Source organism: Pseudanabaena sp. lw0831 (assembly GCF_016584665.1).
Taxonomy (GTDB): domain Bacteria; phylum Cyanobacteriota; class Cyanobacteriia; order Pseudanabaenales; family Pseudanabaenaceae; genus Pseudanabaena.
The window spans coordinates 42,753-58,057 of the sequence record NZ_BBJB01000040.1 but is presented as its reverse complement, the minus strand read 5'-3'; the positions used below and the strand labels follow the sequence as shown (position 1 = coordinate 58,057).

General features: G+C 43.4%; 14 protein-coding genes. 6 read left to right on the top strand and 8 right to left on the bottom strand.

The window, feature by feature from the left end; all coding sequences use genetic code 11:
• The first annotated feature begins 154 nt into the window (after positions 1 to 154).
• Both APA_RS07200 and APA_RS07195 read left to right on the top strand, forming a co-directional pair.
• Positions 155 to 862, top strand: a complete 708-nt coding sequence (locus APA_RS07200; RefSeq protein ID WP_201321618.1) for a M15 family metallopeptidase — start codon at positions 155 to 157, stop codon at positions 860 to 862.
• Between the two features lie 260 nt (positions 863 to 1,122).
• Complete coding sequence (locus APA_RS07195; protein WP_201321617.1) at positions 1,123 to 1,503, top strand: AbrB family transcriptional regulator; 381 nt, start codon at positions 1,123 to 1,125, stop codon at positions 1,501 to 1,503.
• Between the two features lie 54 nt (positions 1,504 to 1,557).
• Here APA_RS07195 and recF read toward each other — a convergent pair whose 3' ends face one another.
• The 3 genes from recF to APA_RS07180 all read right to left on the bottom strand — a co-directional run bounded on the left by recF (position 1,558) and on the right by APA_RS07180 (position 3,647).
• Positions 1,558 to 2,688 (bottom strand): DNA replication/repair protein RecF, encoded by a 1,131-nt coding sequence (gene recF / locus APA_RS07190; protein WP_201321616.1) that lies wholly within the window; start codon positions 2,686 to 2,688, stop codon positions 1,558 to 1,560.
• Positions 2,688 to 3,008, bottom strand: a complete 321-nt coding sequence (locus tag APA_RS07185) for a hypothetical protein (protein ID WP_201321615.1) — start codon at positions 3,006 to 3,008, stop codon at positions 2,688 to 2,690. Before APA_RS07185 ends, recF begins: the two co-directional genes overlap by 1 nt.
• Before the next feature lie 75 nt (positions 3,009 to 3,083).
• Positions 3,084 to 3,647, bottom strand: a complete 564-nt coding sequence (locus APA_RS07180; protein ID WP_201321614.1) for an EndoU domain-containing protein — start codon at positions 3,645 to 3,647, stop codon at positions 3,084 to 3,086.
• Positions 3,648 to 3,783: 136 nt separating this feature from the next.
• On the opposite strand from APA_RS07180, the gene APA_RS07175 reads away from it, so the two are divergent.
• The 3 genes from APA_RS07175 (at position 3,784) to pdhA (ending at position 8,325) form a co-directional block, all read left to right on the top strand.
• The gene (locus APA_RS07175) at positions 3,784 to 6,180 is read left to right on the top strand and encodes a GH36-type glycosyl hydrolase domain-containing protein (RefSeq protein WP_201321613.1); all 2,397 of its coding nucleotides are present in this window, start codon (positions 3,784 to 3,786) and stop codon (positions 6,178 to 6,180) included.
• Between the two features lie 334 nt (positions 6,181 to 6,514).
• A complete protein-coding gene (locus APA_RS07170; RefSeq protein ID WP_201321612.1) occupies positions 6,515 to 7,132 on the top strand; it encodes a TIGR02281 family clan AA aspartic protease in 618 nt (205 codons plus the stop codon).
• Positions 7,133 to 7,296: 164 nt separating this feature from the next.
• A complete protein-coding gene (pdhA, locus tag APA_RS07165; protein WP_201321611.1) occupies positions 7,297 to 8,325 on the top strand; it encodes a pyruvate dehydrogenase (acetyl-transferring) E1 component subunit alpha in 1,029 nt (342 codons plus the stop codon).
• Between the two features lie 29 nt (positions 8,326 to 8,354).
• Here the strand turns inward: pdhA and APA_RS07160 are convergent, their stop codons facing one another.
• The 4 genes from APA_RS07160 to APA_RS07145 all read right to left on the bottom strand — a co-directional run bounded on the left by APA_RS07160 (position 8,355) and on the right by APA_RS07145 (position 13,666).
• Complete coding sequence (locus tag APA_RS07160) at positions 8,355 to 9,113, bottom strand: pentapeptide repeat-containing protein (protein WP_201321610.1); 759 nt, start codon at positions 9,111 to 9,113, stop codon at positions 8,355 to 8,357.
• A gap of 66 nt (positions 9,114 to 9,179) precedes the next feature.
• The gene (locus tag APA_RS07155; RefSeq protein ID WP_201321621.1) at positions 9,180 to 10,097 is read right to left on the bottom strand and encodes an NAD(+) kinase; all 918 of its coding nucleotides are present in this window, start codon (positions 10,095 to 10,097) and stop codon (positions 9,180 to 9,182) included.
• Positions 10,098 to 10,258: 161 nt separating this feature from the next.
• Positions 10,259 to 12,172, bottom strand: a complete 1,914-nt coding sequence (locus APA_RS07150; RefSeq protein WP_201321620.1) for an SPFH domain-containing protein — start codon at positions 12,170 to 12,172, stop codon at positions 10,259 to 10,261.
• A 210-nt stretch (positions 12,173 to 12,382) separates the two neighbouring features.
• Positions 12,383 to 13,666, bottom strand: a complete 1,284-nt coding sequence (locus APA_RS07145) for an ABC transporter substrate-binding protein (RefSeq protein ID WP_201321609.1) — start codon at positions 13,664 to 13,666, stop codon at positions 12,383 to 12,385.
• Between the two features lie 121 nt (positions 13,667 to 13,787).
• Here APA_RS07145 and APA_RS07140 point away from each other — a divergent pair, with 121 nt between their 5' ends.
• Positions 13,788 to 13,928, top strand: coding sequence for a hypothetical protein (locus tag APA_RS07140; RefSeq protein ID WP_201321608.1), 141 nt, complete (start codon positions 13,788 to 13,790; stop codon positions 13,926 to 13,928).
• A 154-nt stretch (positions 13,929 to 14,082) separates the two neighbouring features.
• On the opposite strand, the gene APA_RS07135 is transcribed toward APA_RS07140, so the two are convergent.
• Entirely contained in the window at positions 14,083 to 15,207 is a 1,125-nt protein-coding gene (locus tag APA_RS07135; RefSeq protein ID WP_201321607.1) for a class I SAM-dependent RNA methyltransferase, read from the bottom strand.
• Positions 15,208 to 15,305 lie beyond the last annotated feature (98 nt).

The following is a 15,305-nucleotide window of genomic DNA, read 5'->3' as shown; positions in this document are numbered from 1 at the left end:
ACTTTAATCTTGTTCCCCCCAGAATTGGGGGGCTAGGGGGGCTACAGCCAAACTTCTCAAACACGCCCTTACATCGAAACCGATTTTTATAATGAGAATTGCTGAAAGTAATGCTTAGAGATACTTTTTCTTTTAACAAAAATTACCGCAAATCATGTCAAAGCCATATCAAGGAATTTCGATCGCTGAGTGCAATGAGCCACTGGTGGCAATTCCTGATGACATCTTTAAACTCAATCCCCATCCATATATTTCATTGGGCGCACCCTATGGCGATCTCAATCCCTTTTTTGTGCGTCAAGGAATTTTAGAAAAATTACAAAAATCTCAAACCTATTTACAAACAATTTGCCCCAATTATCAAATCGCAATCTTTGATGCCTATCGCCCAATTCCTGTACAGCAATTTATGGTGGATTATAGTTTCGCGCAGTTAGCCGAAAGCAAGGATTTAGAAGTAAAAAATCTCACTGAGGAGCAAAAAAATTCACTTATGGCAGAAGTGATGAAATTTTGGGCAATTCCTAGCCCCGATCCGAAAACGCCACCACCGCATAGTACGGGTGCTGCGATCGATGTGACGTTCTATATTGTCCCCGCCTTCGGCGGGGACAATATTCAAGAAGTTAATATGGGTTCGCCAATTGATGAGATTAGCGATCGCTCTTTGCCCGATTATTTTGCAGGTTTTCGTAATTCTCAAGCTGTAGTGTTTAATCGCGATCGCGAATTATTAAACCAAGTAATGACCCATAGTGGTTTCCAGCGACATCCAAATGAATGGTGGCACTTTTCCTATGGCGATCAACTTTGGGCATGGATTAGTAATGAGGAATCTGCGATTTATGGAGGAGTTATATAACCTTTATTTTTTGAGGTTTCAGATTGATATAAATTGTCTTCATGATTTTCACGACATTCTATACTGTCAGAATCAATTTTATAGTTTCATCTTAACAGCTCACCACTAACTCATTATTTGTCAAGCTAGTTAATTAGATATAGATGATAGTTATAAGTAAAAATAAATAGGTTATATATCTTTATGAAAAAGTTTGACTAGTAGTACAATTATCTTAGATACTAATGTAAAGATATTAAATATTAAGCTGTTAAGTACAAATGGTAAAAGTTAAACAACCAGTTCAACTCTCTGGTGATGCATTGTTACAGAAAGTCAAAGAACTAGAGCATCTGTCGAAAGAAGAAAAAGCTAAGGCTTGTGGATATGCCACCGTTACTAAAAACAATCAAGCCCGTGTTAACTTGATGAAGTTTTATAATGCCTTGATGGAAGCTGATGGCGTAGAGCTTGAAGCGAAAGGTAGTGGCAAAGGTGGACGCAGTGCCAGTTATCGCGTTAGCGTACAAAAAAATGGCAACCTACTAATCGGCTCAGCATACACACAATTGATGGGTTTACAGGCTGGTGACGAGTTAGAAATTCGCCTCGGACGTAAACATATTCATCTGCGTCAAGTTGGTGTAGATGACGAAGAATAATATTTAAAACACAAAAAATACAAGCTTGCTTTGCAAGCTTGTATTTTTTGTGTTTTAAAATAAAATTTTGCCACTTTCTACTTGAAAAATTCGGGCGGAATTTAGCCACTGAGCATCAAACGAACCCAAATGAGTAGTAGTAATAATTGTCTGAACGCGATCGCCGATCGCATTCAGTAAATGATCTTGCCTTTGCAGATCAAGCTCAGCTAGTACATCATCTAACAGTAATAATGGTGGTTCTCCAACTACTGATTCTAGCAATTCTAACTCAGCAAGTTTTAGCGCCAGTACTAAAGTGCGTTGTTGCCCTTGAGAGCCATATTCACGCGCAGGCGTAGCATTAATTGTCAGCGAAACCTCGTCACGATGGGGTCCAACTAAGCTAGTGCCTTGATGTTGTTCAATTATCGCCTTCTGCAAAAGTGTCTCAAAAAAAGCTTGATGAATATGCTCAACTGTATCCGTTGGCGAGAATGCAAATTTAGGAACGTAAGTAATCTCTAAATGTTCACTACCGCCACTAATCGATTGATGCCAAGTATGGGCGATCGGCGTTAATCTTTCCAATAAACGCGATCGCCTTCTGATTAATCTTGTCCCCGCAGTCACTAGTTGAGCATCCCATAGTGCCATCTGTTGAGATTCATATTGGATTTGCCCTTGTTTGATGGACTTTAATAAAGCATTGCGCTGCCGCAAAACTTGGTTATATTGTTGTAAAAGATTGATATAAATCGGCTCTAGTTGAATCAATACCGTATCTAACCAGTTGCGCCGACTCTCTGGACTACCCCGCACCAAATCCAAATCTAAACTCGAAAACATGACTGCATTCAGGTTGCCCAAAAAATCCAAATGCCTTGCTTGATTCACCCCATTCACATTTAAAGTCCGCTTGCCACTAGCCCGCATTCGCATCAATAATTCTACGGGATAGCTCTCAGGCGATCGCGATCTCTGACAAGTTGCGATGATTTCACCGATCGCCTCACCATTCCTCACTAAGTCACGATCTTTACTCACTCGATGCGATCTCAGGGTCGCCAATAGCAAAATTGCTTCGAGCAAGTTAGATTTACCCTGAGCATTGTTGCCCACGATCACGGTCTTGGGGGCGGTGAAGTTAACTTCTTGATCGATGTAGTTACGAAACTGCTTGATATGGAGAGATTTAAGATACATTATCGCAAAAAGCTAAGGCAGTCTTCTAAAGCTTGTTTGAATTCTGCTAGAGAAAGTTCTAAAGTTAGCTCGGCTTCGCTAAACTCATTCCATAGCAATGCTCGATCTGCTGTAAGTTCCAATCCACAAGTATTACCAACGCCTTCTAGCTGAATGAGATCGCCTATTTCAATCTCTGCGATCGTGACTAAAAGATCTTCACATACAGCCGCTACACCTTGAACTTCTGATTGAAAGTATTGACTGAGTAGTTGATATTGAGGCTCGGTATCAGCTTTAAAATAGCCTTCCGTATCTCGGTAAAATTTGATATTGATCATTAGGGTTGTGCGATTTAATAAAGAACTAATTTTTTGTGGCGCGGCTTTGCAGAGCCACAAAAAATTACTACTGCTTTACCTACGATAAATGGGATAAGCGGTGGTAATTGTATTTGTGGCTTTATTGTAATAACCTTCAATTTTTAAACCGCTTGGTGAAGTGCCTTGCCAAGGTTCTTTAGATTTGTTAGCTGAGGCAAAAGCACTTTGGATTTCTGACAAGACTTGAACCTGAGACCACCGATCTGGGAAAAAAGTAGAACTGGACAACTTGCTAACCCATTGACCATTGGCAGGATTACGGATTTCGACGCGACCAATATAAACACCTTGCCTATTGGGCAACCCTGTAATTTTGACCATTCTGGCATTATTGCTATCTTTGCCGTTAAGTCGATGATGATAACCAACTGCCAAGCCTCGGCGATTAATTTCTCCCTGAAAGATATGAGCTTTGTTAATCGTAAGCAACTTAGCAACAGGAGCTTTAGCAATCGTTGTATAGCTGGAGTCTTGGACGATAGTCGCAGAAAGCTGAGTTTGAGGTGTGGTAGCTTGTGGACTTAGGAAAACAGTACTAAATATTGCCCCCAATGACGCAAACCCAACTACTAACTTAGAAATCATTGCATTTGTCATAGTTTTATTTGAAGCTATTCCAAAAATTGAGATAAAAAATTGAGATAATCTATGTCGCAATCTAGTTGTATTTTGCAGCGGCTTTATTGAGGCTAGCAAAATACGATCATTATACAAAGAGAGGATATTTTAAACTGTGGCGATCGCAAACCAATACGGCTATTACACCGAAGATTATCGGGAATTTGTGATTACAGATCCGCGCACCCCGCGCCCTTGGTTTAACTATATGTGGAATAGCCAATATGCAGGGCTAATTTCCCATACAGGCGGAGGCTTCAGCTTTTTGGAATCACCACGCGATAACCGCATTAGTCGGATGCGCTATAACTGCCTTCCTTGGGATCGTCCTGGGCGTTATGTGATGGTCAAAGATACTACTACAGGGAAATATTGGTCATTAAGTTGGTCGCCAACGATCAATCTTAACTATGACTTTTATGAATGTCGGCACGGGCAGGGATACACCAAAATCACAACTGAGATCAATGGAATTCGTGGGGAAATCACTTACTTCGTTCCTACAGATACCAATGCCGAAATTTGGCGAGTGAAATTAACGGAACTTTCGGGACAGTCGCGAGATTTAGAGATTTATTCTTTTTTAGAATTGTTGATGGGGAATGCCCTCAACGATCAGATCAATCAACCTAATGACAAGCATTTTACGGATATTCACTTCGACAAAGACTTGCAAGCATTGGTTGCCACACGCCGCTATTGGGTGCTGAATAAAGGGGTTTCGGTTAAGCAGCCAAATATCGATTGGAAATATCAGATTTATTTCTCGCAAAGTTTGCCGATCGCTGGTTTTGATAGCAGTCTCGATACTTTTATCGGTAGATGGAGATCGGAAGCGAATCCTGTGGCGATAGAAACTGGAGTGATGCAGAATACTGAAATTACGGCTGGCGATCCAGTAGTGGCTTTGCAGTCAAAGATTGCGTTGGCGGCAAATGGTTCTGTTGATTTTGCTGTGGTTTTGGAGATTGTTCCCAAAGAGATGCCTCCTACTCCTCTTGTAAAGAGGGGCGAGATTGTAAAGGTTGCTGACAGTAAATTCCTGCAACTTAAACAGAAATGGGATCAGCATTTATCCTGTGTACAAGTGCGAACACCCGATGCAGCCTTTAATGCGATGCTCAATGTGTGGAATCAGTATCAGGCGGCTGTCACCTTTGATATGGCAAGAAATTCTGGTTACTATCACGGGGGATTGTTGTTTGGGACGGGAATGCGCGATCGCTTCCAAGATATTCTCGGTGTGGTGATGGTCGATCCTGCGAGAGTACGCGAAAGATTAATTAAGGCTCTCAACTTCCAGTTTAAGGATGGTTCTACTTTACACAACTACTTTGTTCTCACAAATACTGGCGAACGCACTAACCATTCCGACACACCGCTTTGGATTCCCTTCGGTATTGTCGAATATCTCAAGGAAACAGGAGATTTCTCGATTCTCGATGAAGTTGTTCCCTATCATGACGATAGTTCAGGTACTGTCTATGAACATTTGGTCAGAGCGCTAGACTTTGCGATCGCAAATACAGGCGAGAAGGGAATGCCCCGTATTTTTACAGGTGATTGGAATGATACGCTCGATCATGTTGGCTCACAGGGTAAGGGCGAAACGACTTGGGGTGCTTTCTTCTTGGGCTATGTGTTGAATAAGTCTCTGCCAGTATGTGAACATCAAGGCGATCTCAAGTCTTTAGAGAAATTTCAAAACTTCTATGAGCATCTGCGCCAAGTTACTAATGACATCTGTTGGGATGGCGAATGGTATTTACGTGCGTTCCGTGATAATGGCGAACCGATTGGTGTATCGGCAGCAACTCAGGGCAAAATCTTTTTGAACGCGCAATCATGGGCAGTGATTTCGGAACTCGCGCCAAAGGATCGCGCTGACAGAGCAATGGCAAGCAGTCGCGAACATCTAGCTACTCCTTTTGGAATGCAGATTGTTGCGCCATCTTTTACGGAAATCGATGATACCGTTGGCTTAATCAGTCGTTGTGTCCCAGGCAAGAAGGAGAATGGCGCAGTATTTAACCATGCTTCGGCTTGGTTTGTGCTGGCTTCTCTGCTCAATGGTGATACAGAATTTGGTTGGGAAATCTATCGTCGGATGATGCCGATTAATTCTTCACAAGCAACGGATGCAAAATGCGATCGCTTTGAAACGGAACCCTATATCTATCCTGAATATGTAACCAGCCCCGATCACGAGACTCAAGGACAGGCAAGTCATTCATGGCTGACTGGCACTGCGGTGTGGATGTTACGCATTGGACTTGATTATATTTTAGGATTCCAACCCACTTTCACAGGCATGATCATCGATCCGAAAATTCCTGCTGAATGGTCTGGGTTTACAGCTCAACGCAAGTTTCGCGGCAAGGTGCTCTCGCTAACCGTGGTTAATCATAGTGAGGCCAAACAGATGACAGTTAATGGTCAAGTTATGGAAGGAAACTTTATTGATCTTGCTCTTTATGCGAGTGATGAGATTTCGATCGCTGTTAACCTATAGCATTTGTTTTTTTTTGTTCCTCTAATGTAGGAGCAATTCATGAATTGCTCCTACATTTCGTTCTTTTGCATAAGTCCTAAACTTGTTTAGACTTCTATAGCAATGCAAGAGATAGATAGGACAAATCAAAACCCAAAAGATGAGTGGCGGTGCTTCGCACCGCCACTCATCTTTTGGGTTTTATATCCTAAGCAAAACTTACATTGCTATATAAATAGGCTGCGAAGAGATGAAGCTAGTTTTATCTGCATAGCTCAACAATGGCTAGCGCTATAATAAAATACAGCTAATCAAAAATCTCCATACAGCAATTTAGACCAACCAGATGACTTGTATGAAACTATCACAAATCGCTATCAATACCATATTGTTAAGTGCTGTCATTAGCTTTGGAGGGATATGCACGCTGAATTGGGCAAGTGATGGGGACAGTGCGATCGCGCAAGATTCATCAGACTGTTTTATGATTAACTCGCGAGGAAGGCGGATTGATTTAAGTAAGCTATGTGGTAGTAGCGATGCAATTCAACCAACTGCTCAGCCTTCTAGAGCATCTGAAGTTAGGTCTGATCCGAATGGAACGATTAAAATTCGGATCAAGAGATTCAGAAACAAAATACCAACTATTGATGTGGTTTTTAATGGAGATCGTACATATGAGATGATTTTTGACACTGGCGCAAGTCATACATTAATCACTTCTGAAATGGCGAGATCGCTGAGCGTTGTGCCATACAACTATGCTGATTTTAATATTGCAGATGGCAGTAATGTCAGATTTCCTGTTGGCGAAGTAAAGTCAATTGAGATAGGTTCATTCAAGATCCAAATAATGCCTGTTGTAATTGCTGAAAAGTCAGATATTGGTTTGCTCGGTAATGATTTCTTTGGACAGTTTGACATTAAGATTGGGCGATCAGAGATTGAATTATCTCCTCGCAAGTTTTTTTAGATAGTGTTGATGAAAGATCGCCAACGGCGATCTTTCATCAACACTAATTTTTAAAATGATAATTGCTGGAAGCACTGGCTTTGTTTTGTCTCTGTAACGCTATCGACATTCACTGCTAGACTAAGTAAAAGAAAAATTTAGCGATTAGCACACCTATTGAATCGATGCCTCAAGACACTGTTGCGACTGTTTCGACTTCTGCACCCAATATCACCACAGACGAAGCCCTAATTGTCTACGAAGACATGGTACTGGGGCGTACTTTTGAAGATAAGTGCGCTGAAATGTATTATCGCGGAAAAATGTTTGGGTTTGTGCATTTGTATAACGGTCAAGAAGCCGTTGCTAGCGGCGTAATTAAGGCAATGCGCTCCGATGACTATGTATGCAGCACCTACCGCGACCATGTTCATGCTTTGAGCGCAGGGGTCACCGCAAACGAAGTCATGGCAGAACTCTTTGGCAAAGAAACAGGATGTAGTAAGGGTCGTGGCGGCTCAATGCATATTTTCTCAGCCAAGAATAACTTTTTGGGTGGATATGCCTTTGTTGCTGAAGGAATTCCCGTCGCATCGGGTGCAGCATTTCAGTCAAAATATCGTCGTGAAGTGATGGGCGATCCCAACGCTGACCAAGTAACGGCTTGCTTCTTTGGTGATGGTGCAAGCAACAACGGTCAATTTTTTGAAACCTTGAATATGGCGGCTTTGTGGAAGTTGCCAATTATTTTTGTAATTGAAAATAATGACTGGGCAATCGGTATGAAACATCACCGCGCCACTTCCGATGTCAGGATTCATAAGAAAGCTGAAGCATTTGGAATACCTGGGTTTGAAGTGGATGGGATGGATGTCATGGCAGTCCGCGATCGCGCTCAAGAGGCAATCCGTCGTGGTCGTGCTGGGGAAGGTCCTACAGTTTTAGAATGTATGACCTATCGCTTTAGAGGTCACTCTCTGGCTGACCCCGATGAGCTGCGCAGCAAGGAAGACAAGGACAAATGGTTTGGACGCGATCCGATTAAAATCTTTGCTAGCCGCCTTCTGGAGCATGGCTTGGTGGAAGAGAGTCAATTAAAAGCGATCGACAAGAAAATCCGTGATGTGGTCGAGGAATGTGTCCGCTTTGCAGAGACTTCCCCTGAACCAGATCCTAAGGATCTGTTCCGCTATCAGTTTGCCGAAGACGAATAAAAAAAGGAGTCGCAAAGCGACTCCTTTTTTTATAGTTTGCAACGGGATATTTGAGCTTGTTCCCAATCCACATCATTGGTAATTGCATGGGAAAAATCGCAATTAACTAAGGTTGCCTTGTGAAAAGAGGCTTTAGTTAGGTTTGCATACTGAAATCTTGTACCGATCATTGTTCGCGATGTATTAATTGTGAGGCGAAATAAATAAAGACTGCCAAAAAATTGTAATGGCTCGATCGCTAAAAACATTAGTAGCGCGGTAAAGCTATTAAACCTTAATGAGCCAATAATCGCATTAAATGCGCCAGAAACTAATATTTTTGTGAATGTTGAACCAAAGAACCCAAATCCAAAGGCAATGATCAAGGAGATGGTAGTCGCTATGAAAGTTCCTTTTCTGCCAGTGAAGGTAAAGCTAGCTGTGAAAGCGATCGCAAAACTAACGGAAAACACAATGATCGCGGCGATCGCTACCCAATAGACTGTTTCGCGATCAATTTTTGCTGCGCCAAAAATGAAAGTAATTACAAAGGTAATCAGTAAGATTGTGGCAATCATAGCCGTACCAGCAAACATTAGCGCCATTACAAACGCTGCCATACTGGCGATTAGGTTTTGACGTTGGCTTGCACCCGCCCGTACATTAGAAAAATTAGCAGCTTTAAGTTGAGAGCGACAAAAGTTGCATCCGCGAATATCTGCGCCGCTAAAGTCAGCACCGACCAAATTTTTACCTTTAAAGGAGCGATCGCGCAAATCTTGATTTACAAAGTTGAGGCTTTGACTCATAGCGCCATTGATAAGCTTATAAAGATTTAGATGGATGCTTTGCATCTATCTAAACCTTTATGAATTTTAAGTCAATTCGCCCAAGGATGGCTTAGAAATATGTGGCAGTCCCCAGCCTAATTTTTCGCGCAAAACTTTAAAGAACTCGCCGTTCTGTAATCGGATAAACCTCGCGGGATATTGCGATCGCTCCACCTCAACGCGATAGTCGGGATAGACATAACATCCAGCATTGCCATCGACAACTAACACCAAACGATGACTATTAGCGGGAGTGACAACCGTTTTCTCGGTATTGGCAAATACTAAAGCTCGTGATGCCATTGAGTGAGCGCAAATAGGAATAAGCTGAAATACAGGAATCCCTGGCTCGATCACTGGGCCACCTGCGGAGAGCGCATAGGCAGTCGAACCTGTAGGCGTGGAAATAATCACGCCATCCGCTGCAATATCTACGGGCATATGACGACCAATCTGTACTTCAAAGTGACACATACTGGTCAATGGCTCCCGATGTAGTACCATTTCGTTCAACGATAGGGCTTCCCAGAGTAAGCCTTGGCTATCGTAGACGCGCACCGTCATCATCGATCGCTGCTCAACCACGTAGTTACCTTCGACGACTTGGGCGATCGCTTCTTCCCAATCAGTCAGGTAAGTTTCAGTTAAAAAGCCCATATGCCCTGTATTCACATTTAGGACTGGTAAACTGAGGGGAGCAATTTGACGACAAGCGGATAGTACAGTGCCATCGCCTCCCAAAGCCACTGCAAACATGACATCGCTATCAAATCCTAAGGGCACTAAGCTTTCGATCAAGGTGTGACATACAGGTGCGTCTGGCTTGCCGTAGCCCAAAATACCGCCAGTTCCCGTCGCTATAACAGTCTGGATGCCACGCTTTTCTAGCCATAACTTCATATCCAACGCTACGCGCTCAGCGACAGGTTTTGCGTCGTTATATATAATCCCGACTTTTGGCACGCTCAATGACTACCTAGACTATTCAAAAAATTTTGTCAGTTTTGTAATTATATAGCAACCGCCAAGGCGGTCGAGATATAAAATCCAGAAACAAGCAATTCTCATTATGAAACCGATTTTTAGTACCAATTCTCAAAAGTGTGACGGTAATGCTAGAGAGTTTATGGAAGTCTAGTTAGATGATCGTTTTTTGCTTCTTTAGCTTCTTTATTTTGATTCCAAAGCAACATTCCTAATACGCCATCAAGCAAACCGCCGCCGCGATCGCCACCATTGACTGCCACATCTGGTACAACCCGCACATTGCGATCGCCGATGGTTTGCATCAGTTGCAGAGCCACATAGGAGTTGCCACCAAGGGCATCGACCCCAGCCCGATAGGCATCAGCCTTGGCTTCACCAGTAACTCTGATCGCTTCAGCTTCACCACTTGCTTCTTTAACTTTGGCATTAGCTTGCAGCTCGGCAATGCGGACACCTTGCTCAGCTGTGACCACTTCTCTCTGAATATCCGCAAGGGAAGTTTCGCGGACGAGTTCTTGACGTTGAGTTTGGGAGATCCGCTGCACTTCGTAAGTTTTGCGCTGTTCCTCAGCAATCTTGCGATCGGTGAGAGTCTGCATCAGGGTTTCAGGTGGCTCGATTTGACCTAATAATGTATCGACTGCTTGCACGTCATAAGCGTGCATCGCCGTACGAATGAAATCGGCAGCTTCAGCTTGGCGATCGCTACGGGCAATCAAGAAATCTAAAACAGTATAAGCCTGTGCTGAATTACGGAAGTAATTACCGACGGTAGGGCGCAACACATGATCGACCAGATTTTGCATCGAGCCGACTCGCGAAATCACCCTTGGGGCATCCAAAGAGCCGACATGAATAATTTGGGCTACTTCTAAATTAAAGGCAAATCCATCGATAGAGCGTACATTTAAAGCTCTGAGTTTAGAATCATAGCCATGTTCTTCAGTGCGATCGCTAAAGTTCAACACAATATTGGTTGTAGGAACTAGTTCCACTTTCATAATATGTGTATTCAATGGATGCTTTCCGGGATAAAGCGGCTCGATCCAGACACCTTTATCGCCGACGTTTACCAAGTGTCCATGAGTAAACAAAGCTCCACTGACATCATCTTGAGCACCACCCACAAAGGAGATGACCACACCGACATAGCCGATGGGAATCTCAGTCATTTTTACCTGTTCAATTTGGGCAAACCAAGGATTGATATTCCATGAGCCTGATAGAATTACCTGCTCTTGCAAACCACGACGACCGCCGCCATTGATAAATAGCTGTGCATTCTGAAAATTATCATGCTCAGGAATAATCGCCCCTGCGATCGCCCCCGCTTCAATGGGAATTCCATCCAGTGCCGTAACGATACCGACCTTTTCGGTTGCTACTGAATAGAGCCTCAATTCCGCAGGAGACATTCCATGTGAGGCGGCAGTTGCAGAAGTAATAATCGTAAATAAAGCTGTATTAATTCGATAGGTTCCTGCGGTCAGGATACCAAGCTGCCTTCCTTTTTCCCCGCCAGCTAAAAGGAACTCTCTAGAGTTCTGGAAGTTATCACAGGGTACAGTTTTACCCAGAATGCGATCTGGTGGAATTGACTTACCATCGTTAGCAATAATCAGCCCGATTTCACCTTGAGGAACCACAATGACCGATTCCTTACGAATCCCATATTGCCAAGGATAAAATCCAAAATGCCACCCTGGAGCGAGGGTATCCGCTTGATAGCCTGCTTCCCCATTGAGTGCAACTAGTTGCCCAGGTGGTAAGTCTCCCTTCAGCGAGAATTTCTTGACGACAATGCCAACTTCCCGCTCGCCCACTACGATTAATCCTAAGATCCAACCCATCTGTGGCAAAAAGATAAATACGACTACTACGCCGCCAATTACCCATACCCACAATGGAAAGTTAAGATCGCCAGCTTGCATCATTTGTACAGGTTGCGATCGGGTTTGAGTTTGATCTTGCTGAGTTACTTTCTGCGAAATTTGCTGAGCGATCGCTGATCCACTCCCCGTGACAACAGGCAATGTAACAGCACTAAGCATCGCGATCGCTGCACCTGAGACAAGCGATCGCCGCCAAAATTTCTTGCTAAAGTTTTGACCAATATCCTGAATATTAATTAATTTCTTCACAGGTAAAACCCCTCTTTCAGAACTGCTGCTAATCTAGCGCAGTTCTCAGGAAATCCTCTAAATCCACTAAGAAAATTAACAAGCACAACTATTTGCCGTAGGCAAATAGTTGTGCTTCCTCTAAAGTGAGTTCCATCTTTCGGCAGCCGAGGCGATCGCTTTGTCGCTAGGTTTCTCTTTGAGCATAGCAAGTTGTAATTCTTCGTAAATAATCTTGCGCAGCTTCTCGATATCTTTAGCAGGAGGAATTAAAACTTCAGATTGAGGGAGTTGTGACGCGCTGACTAATCTAGCACGATCAAGGATTGAGGCATCCTTGGCGGCTTCCGTGAAATAGCGATCGCTAGAACTCTTGACTGTGGAAGGCAAAAGATTCTCTACTTTTGTAAAGGCTAACTGATTCTCAGCATTGGTTAAATACAATGCGAATTTTACGGCTAGAGCTTGATTTGTGGATGTAGTCGGTACGGCGACATTCATCACGGCGGCGCTCTTTTTACCCGTTGAGCCAGTAATTTGTGAGCCGATATCGGTTACTTTGGCGGTCTCAGGTGCGTTTTGAGCCACCGTTTGTAAAAACTGGGGGCCAGTCAATAAAATCGCCAATTCACCAGCCTGATAGAGTTCTACCGCCTTGCGATGTCCTTCTGTCAGGATTTCGCGAGGGATCAATTGCTTCTCAAATAGATTTACCCAGTAGTCAAAGGCGGCTTTGCCAGCAACATCATTAAAAGCAGCTTTGCCATTAGCATCCAGCAGCTTCATGCCCATCTGTACCATCGCTTCTAGAACTTGCCCACCATCCATCGTCAGCATAAAAGCATATTTACCAGTTTTTGCTTTAATCTGTTCGGAAACCTTGGTGAGTTCCTCAAAGGTTTTTGGTGGTTTCGCGGGATCTAAGCCAGCTTTTTCAAATAGTGATCGGTTGTAAATTGTGATGTCAGTTGCCACATACCAAGGCAGCCCAAATGTCACATCATCAAGTTGATTGGCTTTCCAAATATTCGGGAAATAACTAGCTTTTTCAGCATCAGATATGGCTTTGCCCATATCCACTAATGCTTTTTTCTCGGCTAGTTTCGATGCAAATTGAGGATTTAGATTTACGACATCAGGAGCAGTTTTTGCCGCTACTGAACTCAAAATCTTGGTTTCCATCTCTCCCCAAGGAATATCCACCCATTCCACTTCTGCTGTCGGATTTTCCTTCACAAATCCCGCAATTAAATCCGTCATGTATTTGTCAAACTGAGGTTTTAATTGCATTGTCCAGAAGACAATTTTGCTTTTGCCTGAAGCTGTGGTTTGAGTGGTTTGCGCTCCACAGGCTCCGAGTAGAAACAGGGTGGAGATTCCGATAAATTTGCGGCGGTTGAGGCTTGAAAACAGATTAGGTGTCATATCAAAGGTACTAACTTGAGCTTGATTATATATCAAAGTAGAGTGGCTGTCAGATTTGCGATCTACTGTCAGCAATTCTCATTATAAAAATCGGTTTCATAATGAGAATTGCTGATCTAGTATGATTGATATTCCCCAAAAAGGCGATCGCATGGCGAGTTGTTACTTTGGCTTTATAGGTGTTTCGGGGAGGGCAAACATGATAAATGGCTCAAAGCTTTTAAGGACAAATATTTCAGGAATTGCAGACCTCCGACGCTAAAAACATTACCTATCAAGCACTTAGGGCTTTCGAGATACATTGACTCCCCGAAACACCTATTGAGCCTCGAAATTTTGGGGTATGGACAATCCCCCCGTGGTTACCCTACTTCGCGATTCAGCAAGAGATTCGTCATCAAAGTTCCACGTATGAGCTAATAGAGTTCATACTTCATTAACTGACAGGGCAATGCGCCATTTAATATGGCTGTTCGTTCAGCACACTTCAATCCAATCGTTTGCGATAGTTGCTTATTGCCGCTCAAGACAAAAGCTGTCCATCCTTTAAAGCGTTGTTTGAGAATGTTGCCTAATTCTTTGTAAAAAGCTCCCAAATCGCTATCTCTTCCTAATCTTTCACCATAGGGAGGATTGCAGAATAGAACGCCACTATTAGCAGGAGCAACTACTTCTGCAAGATCTAGAGCCGAGAAATAGACATGATTGGATAAGCCACAATTTTTAGCATTGACGATCGCTTGATCCACCACTTCAGGATTGCGATCGCTACCCCAGATTGGTGCAGGTAAAGCATCTAAGCGATTATCATCGGCTTCTTGGATTAGTCGAGCTAAAAGCTCTTGATCAAAATCTAGCCAAGTCTCAAAGCCAAAACTATCACGAAACATGCCTGGAGCAATATTCAGCGCTTTTAAACTTGCTTCTAGGGGCAAAGTTCCAGAACCGCAAAGGGGATCGTAAAACATTTGGTCTGGTTGCCAACCTGACATCTGAATTAGGGCCGCAGCAAGAGATTCTTTTAGCGGGGCGGCTCCTACGGCGGGGCGATAGCCGCGCCGATGCAAACTATTGCCAGAGCTATCGAGACTGACGGTACAGCCATTGTCATCAATATGAACTCCGATCCGCACATCTGCTTCCTGTACATCGACATCAGATCGCTCACCAAATTTCTCTTTCTGCTGATCGACGATCGCATTTTTGACTTGCAAGGCGGTGAAATGCGTATGATTGAGGTGATCGTTTTTGCCAGTGGCATTAACTGCCAAGGTCATTTCAGGTGTGAGAAATTCTGACCAGTCGATCTCTTTGATCCCTTTATAAAGATCATCAGCATCGAGGCAATCAAACTGATCGAGGTGCATCAAGATCCGAAACGGTAGCCGTGCCCAGAGATTGACCCGATAAAGCAAAGTGCGATCGCCTTCAAAGCTAACACCACAAAATCCTGATTCAACGGAATGTGCGCCGAGTTGTTCTAATTCTTGTGCAGCCAGTGCTTCTAAGCCTCTCGCTACGGTTGCAAAATATTGATTCATCTTTAAAACCCAGAGTAGAGTTGCGGCGCAAAGCGCCGCAACTCTACTTCTTTAAAACAGGCTAGGATGGACTCTAACCATCGACTGATTGCTTAGAA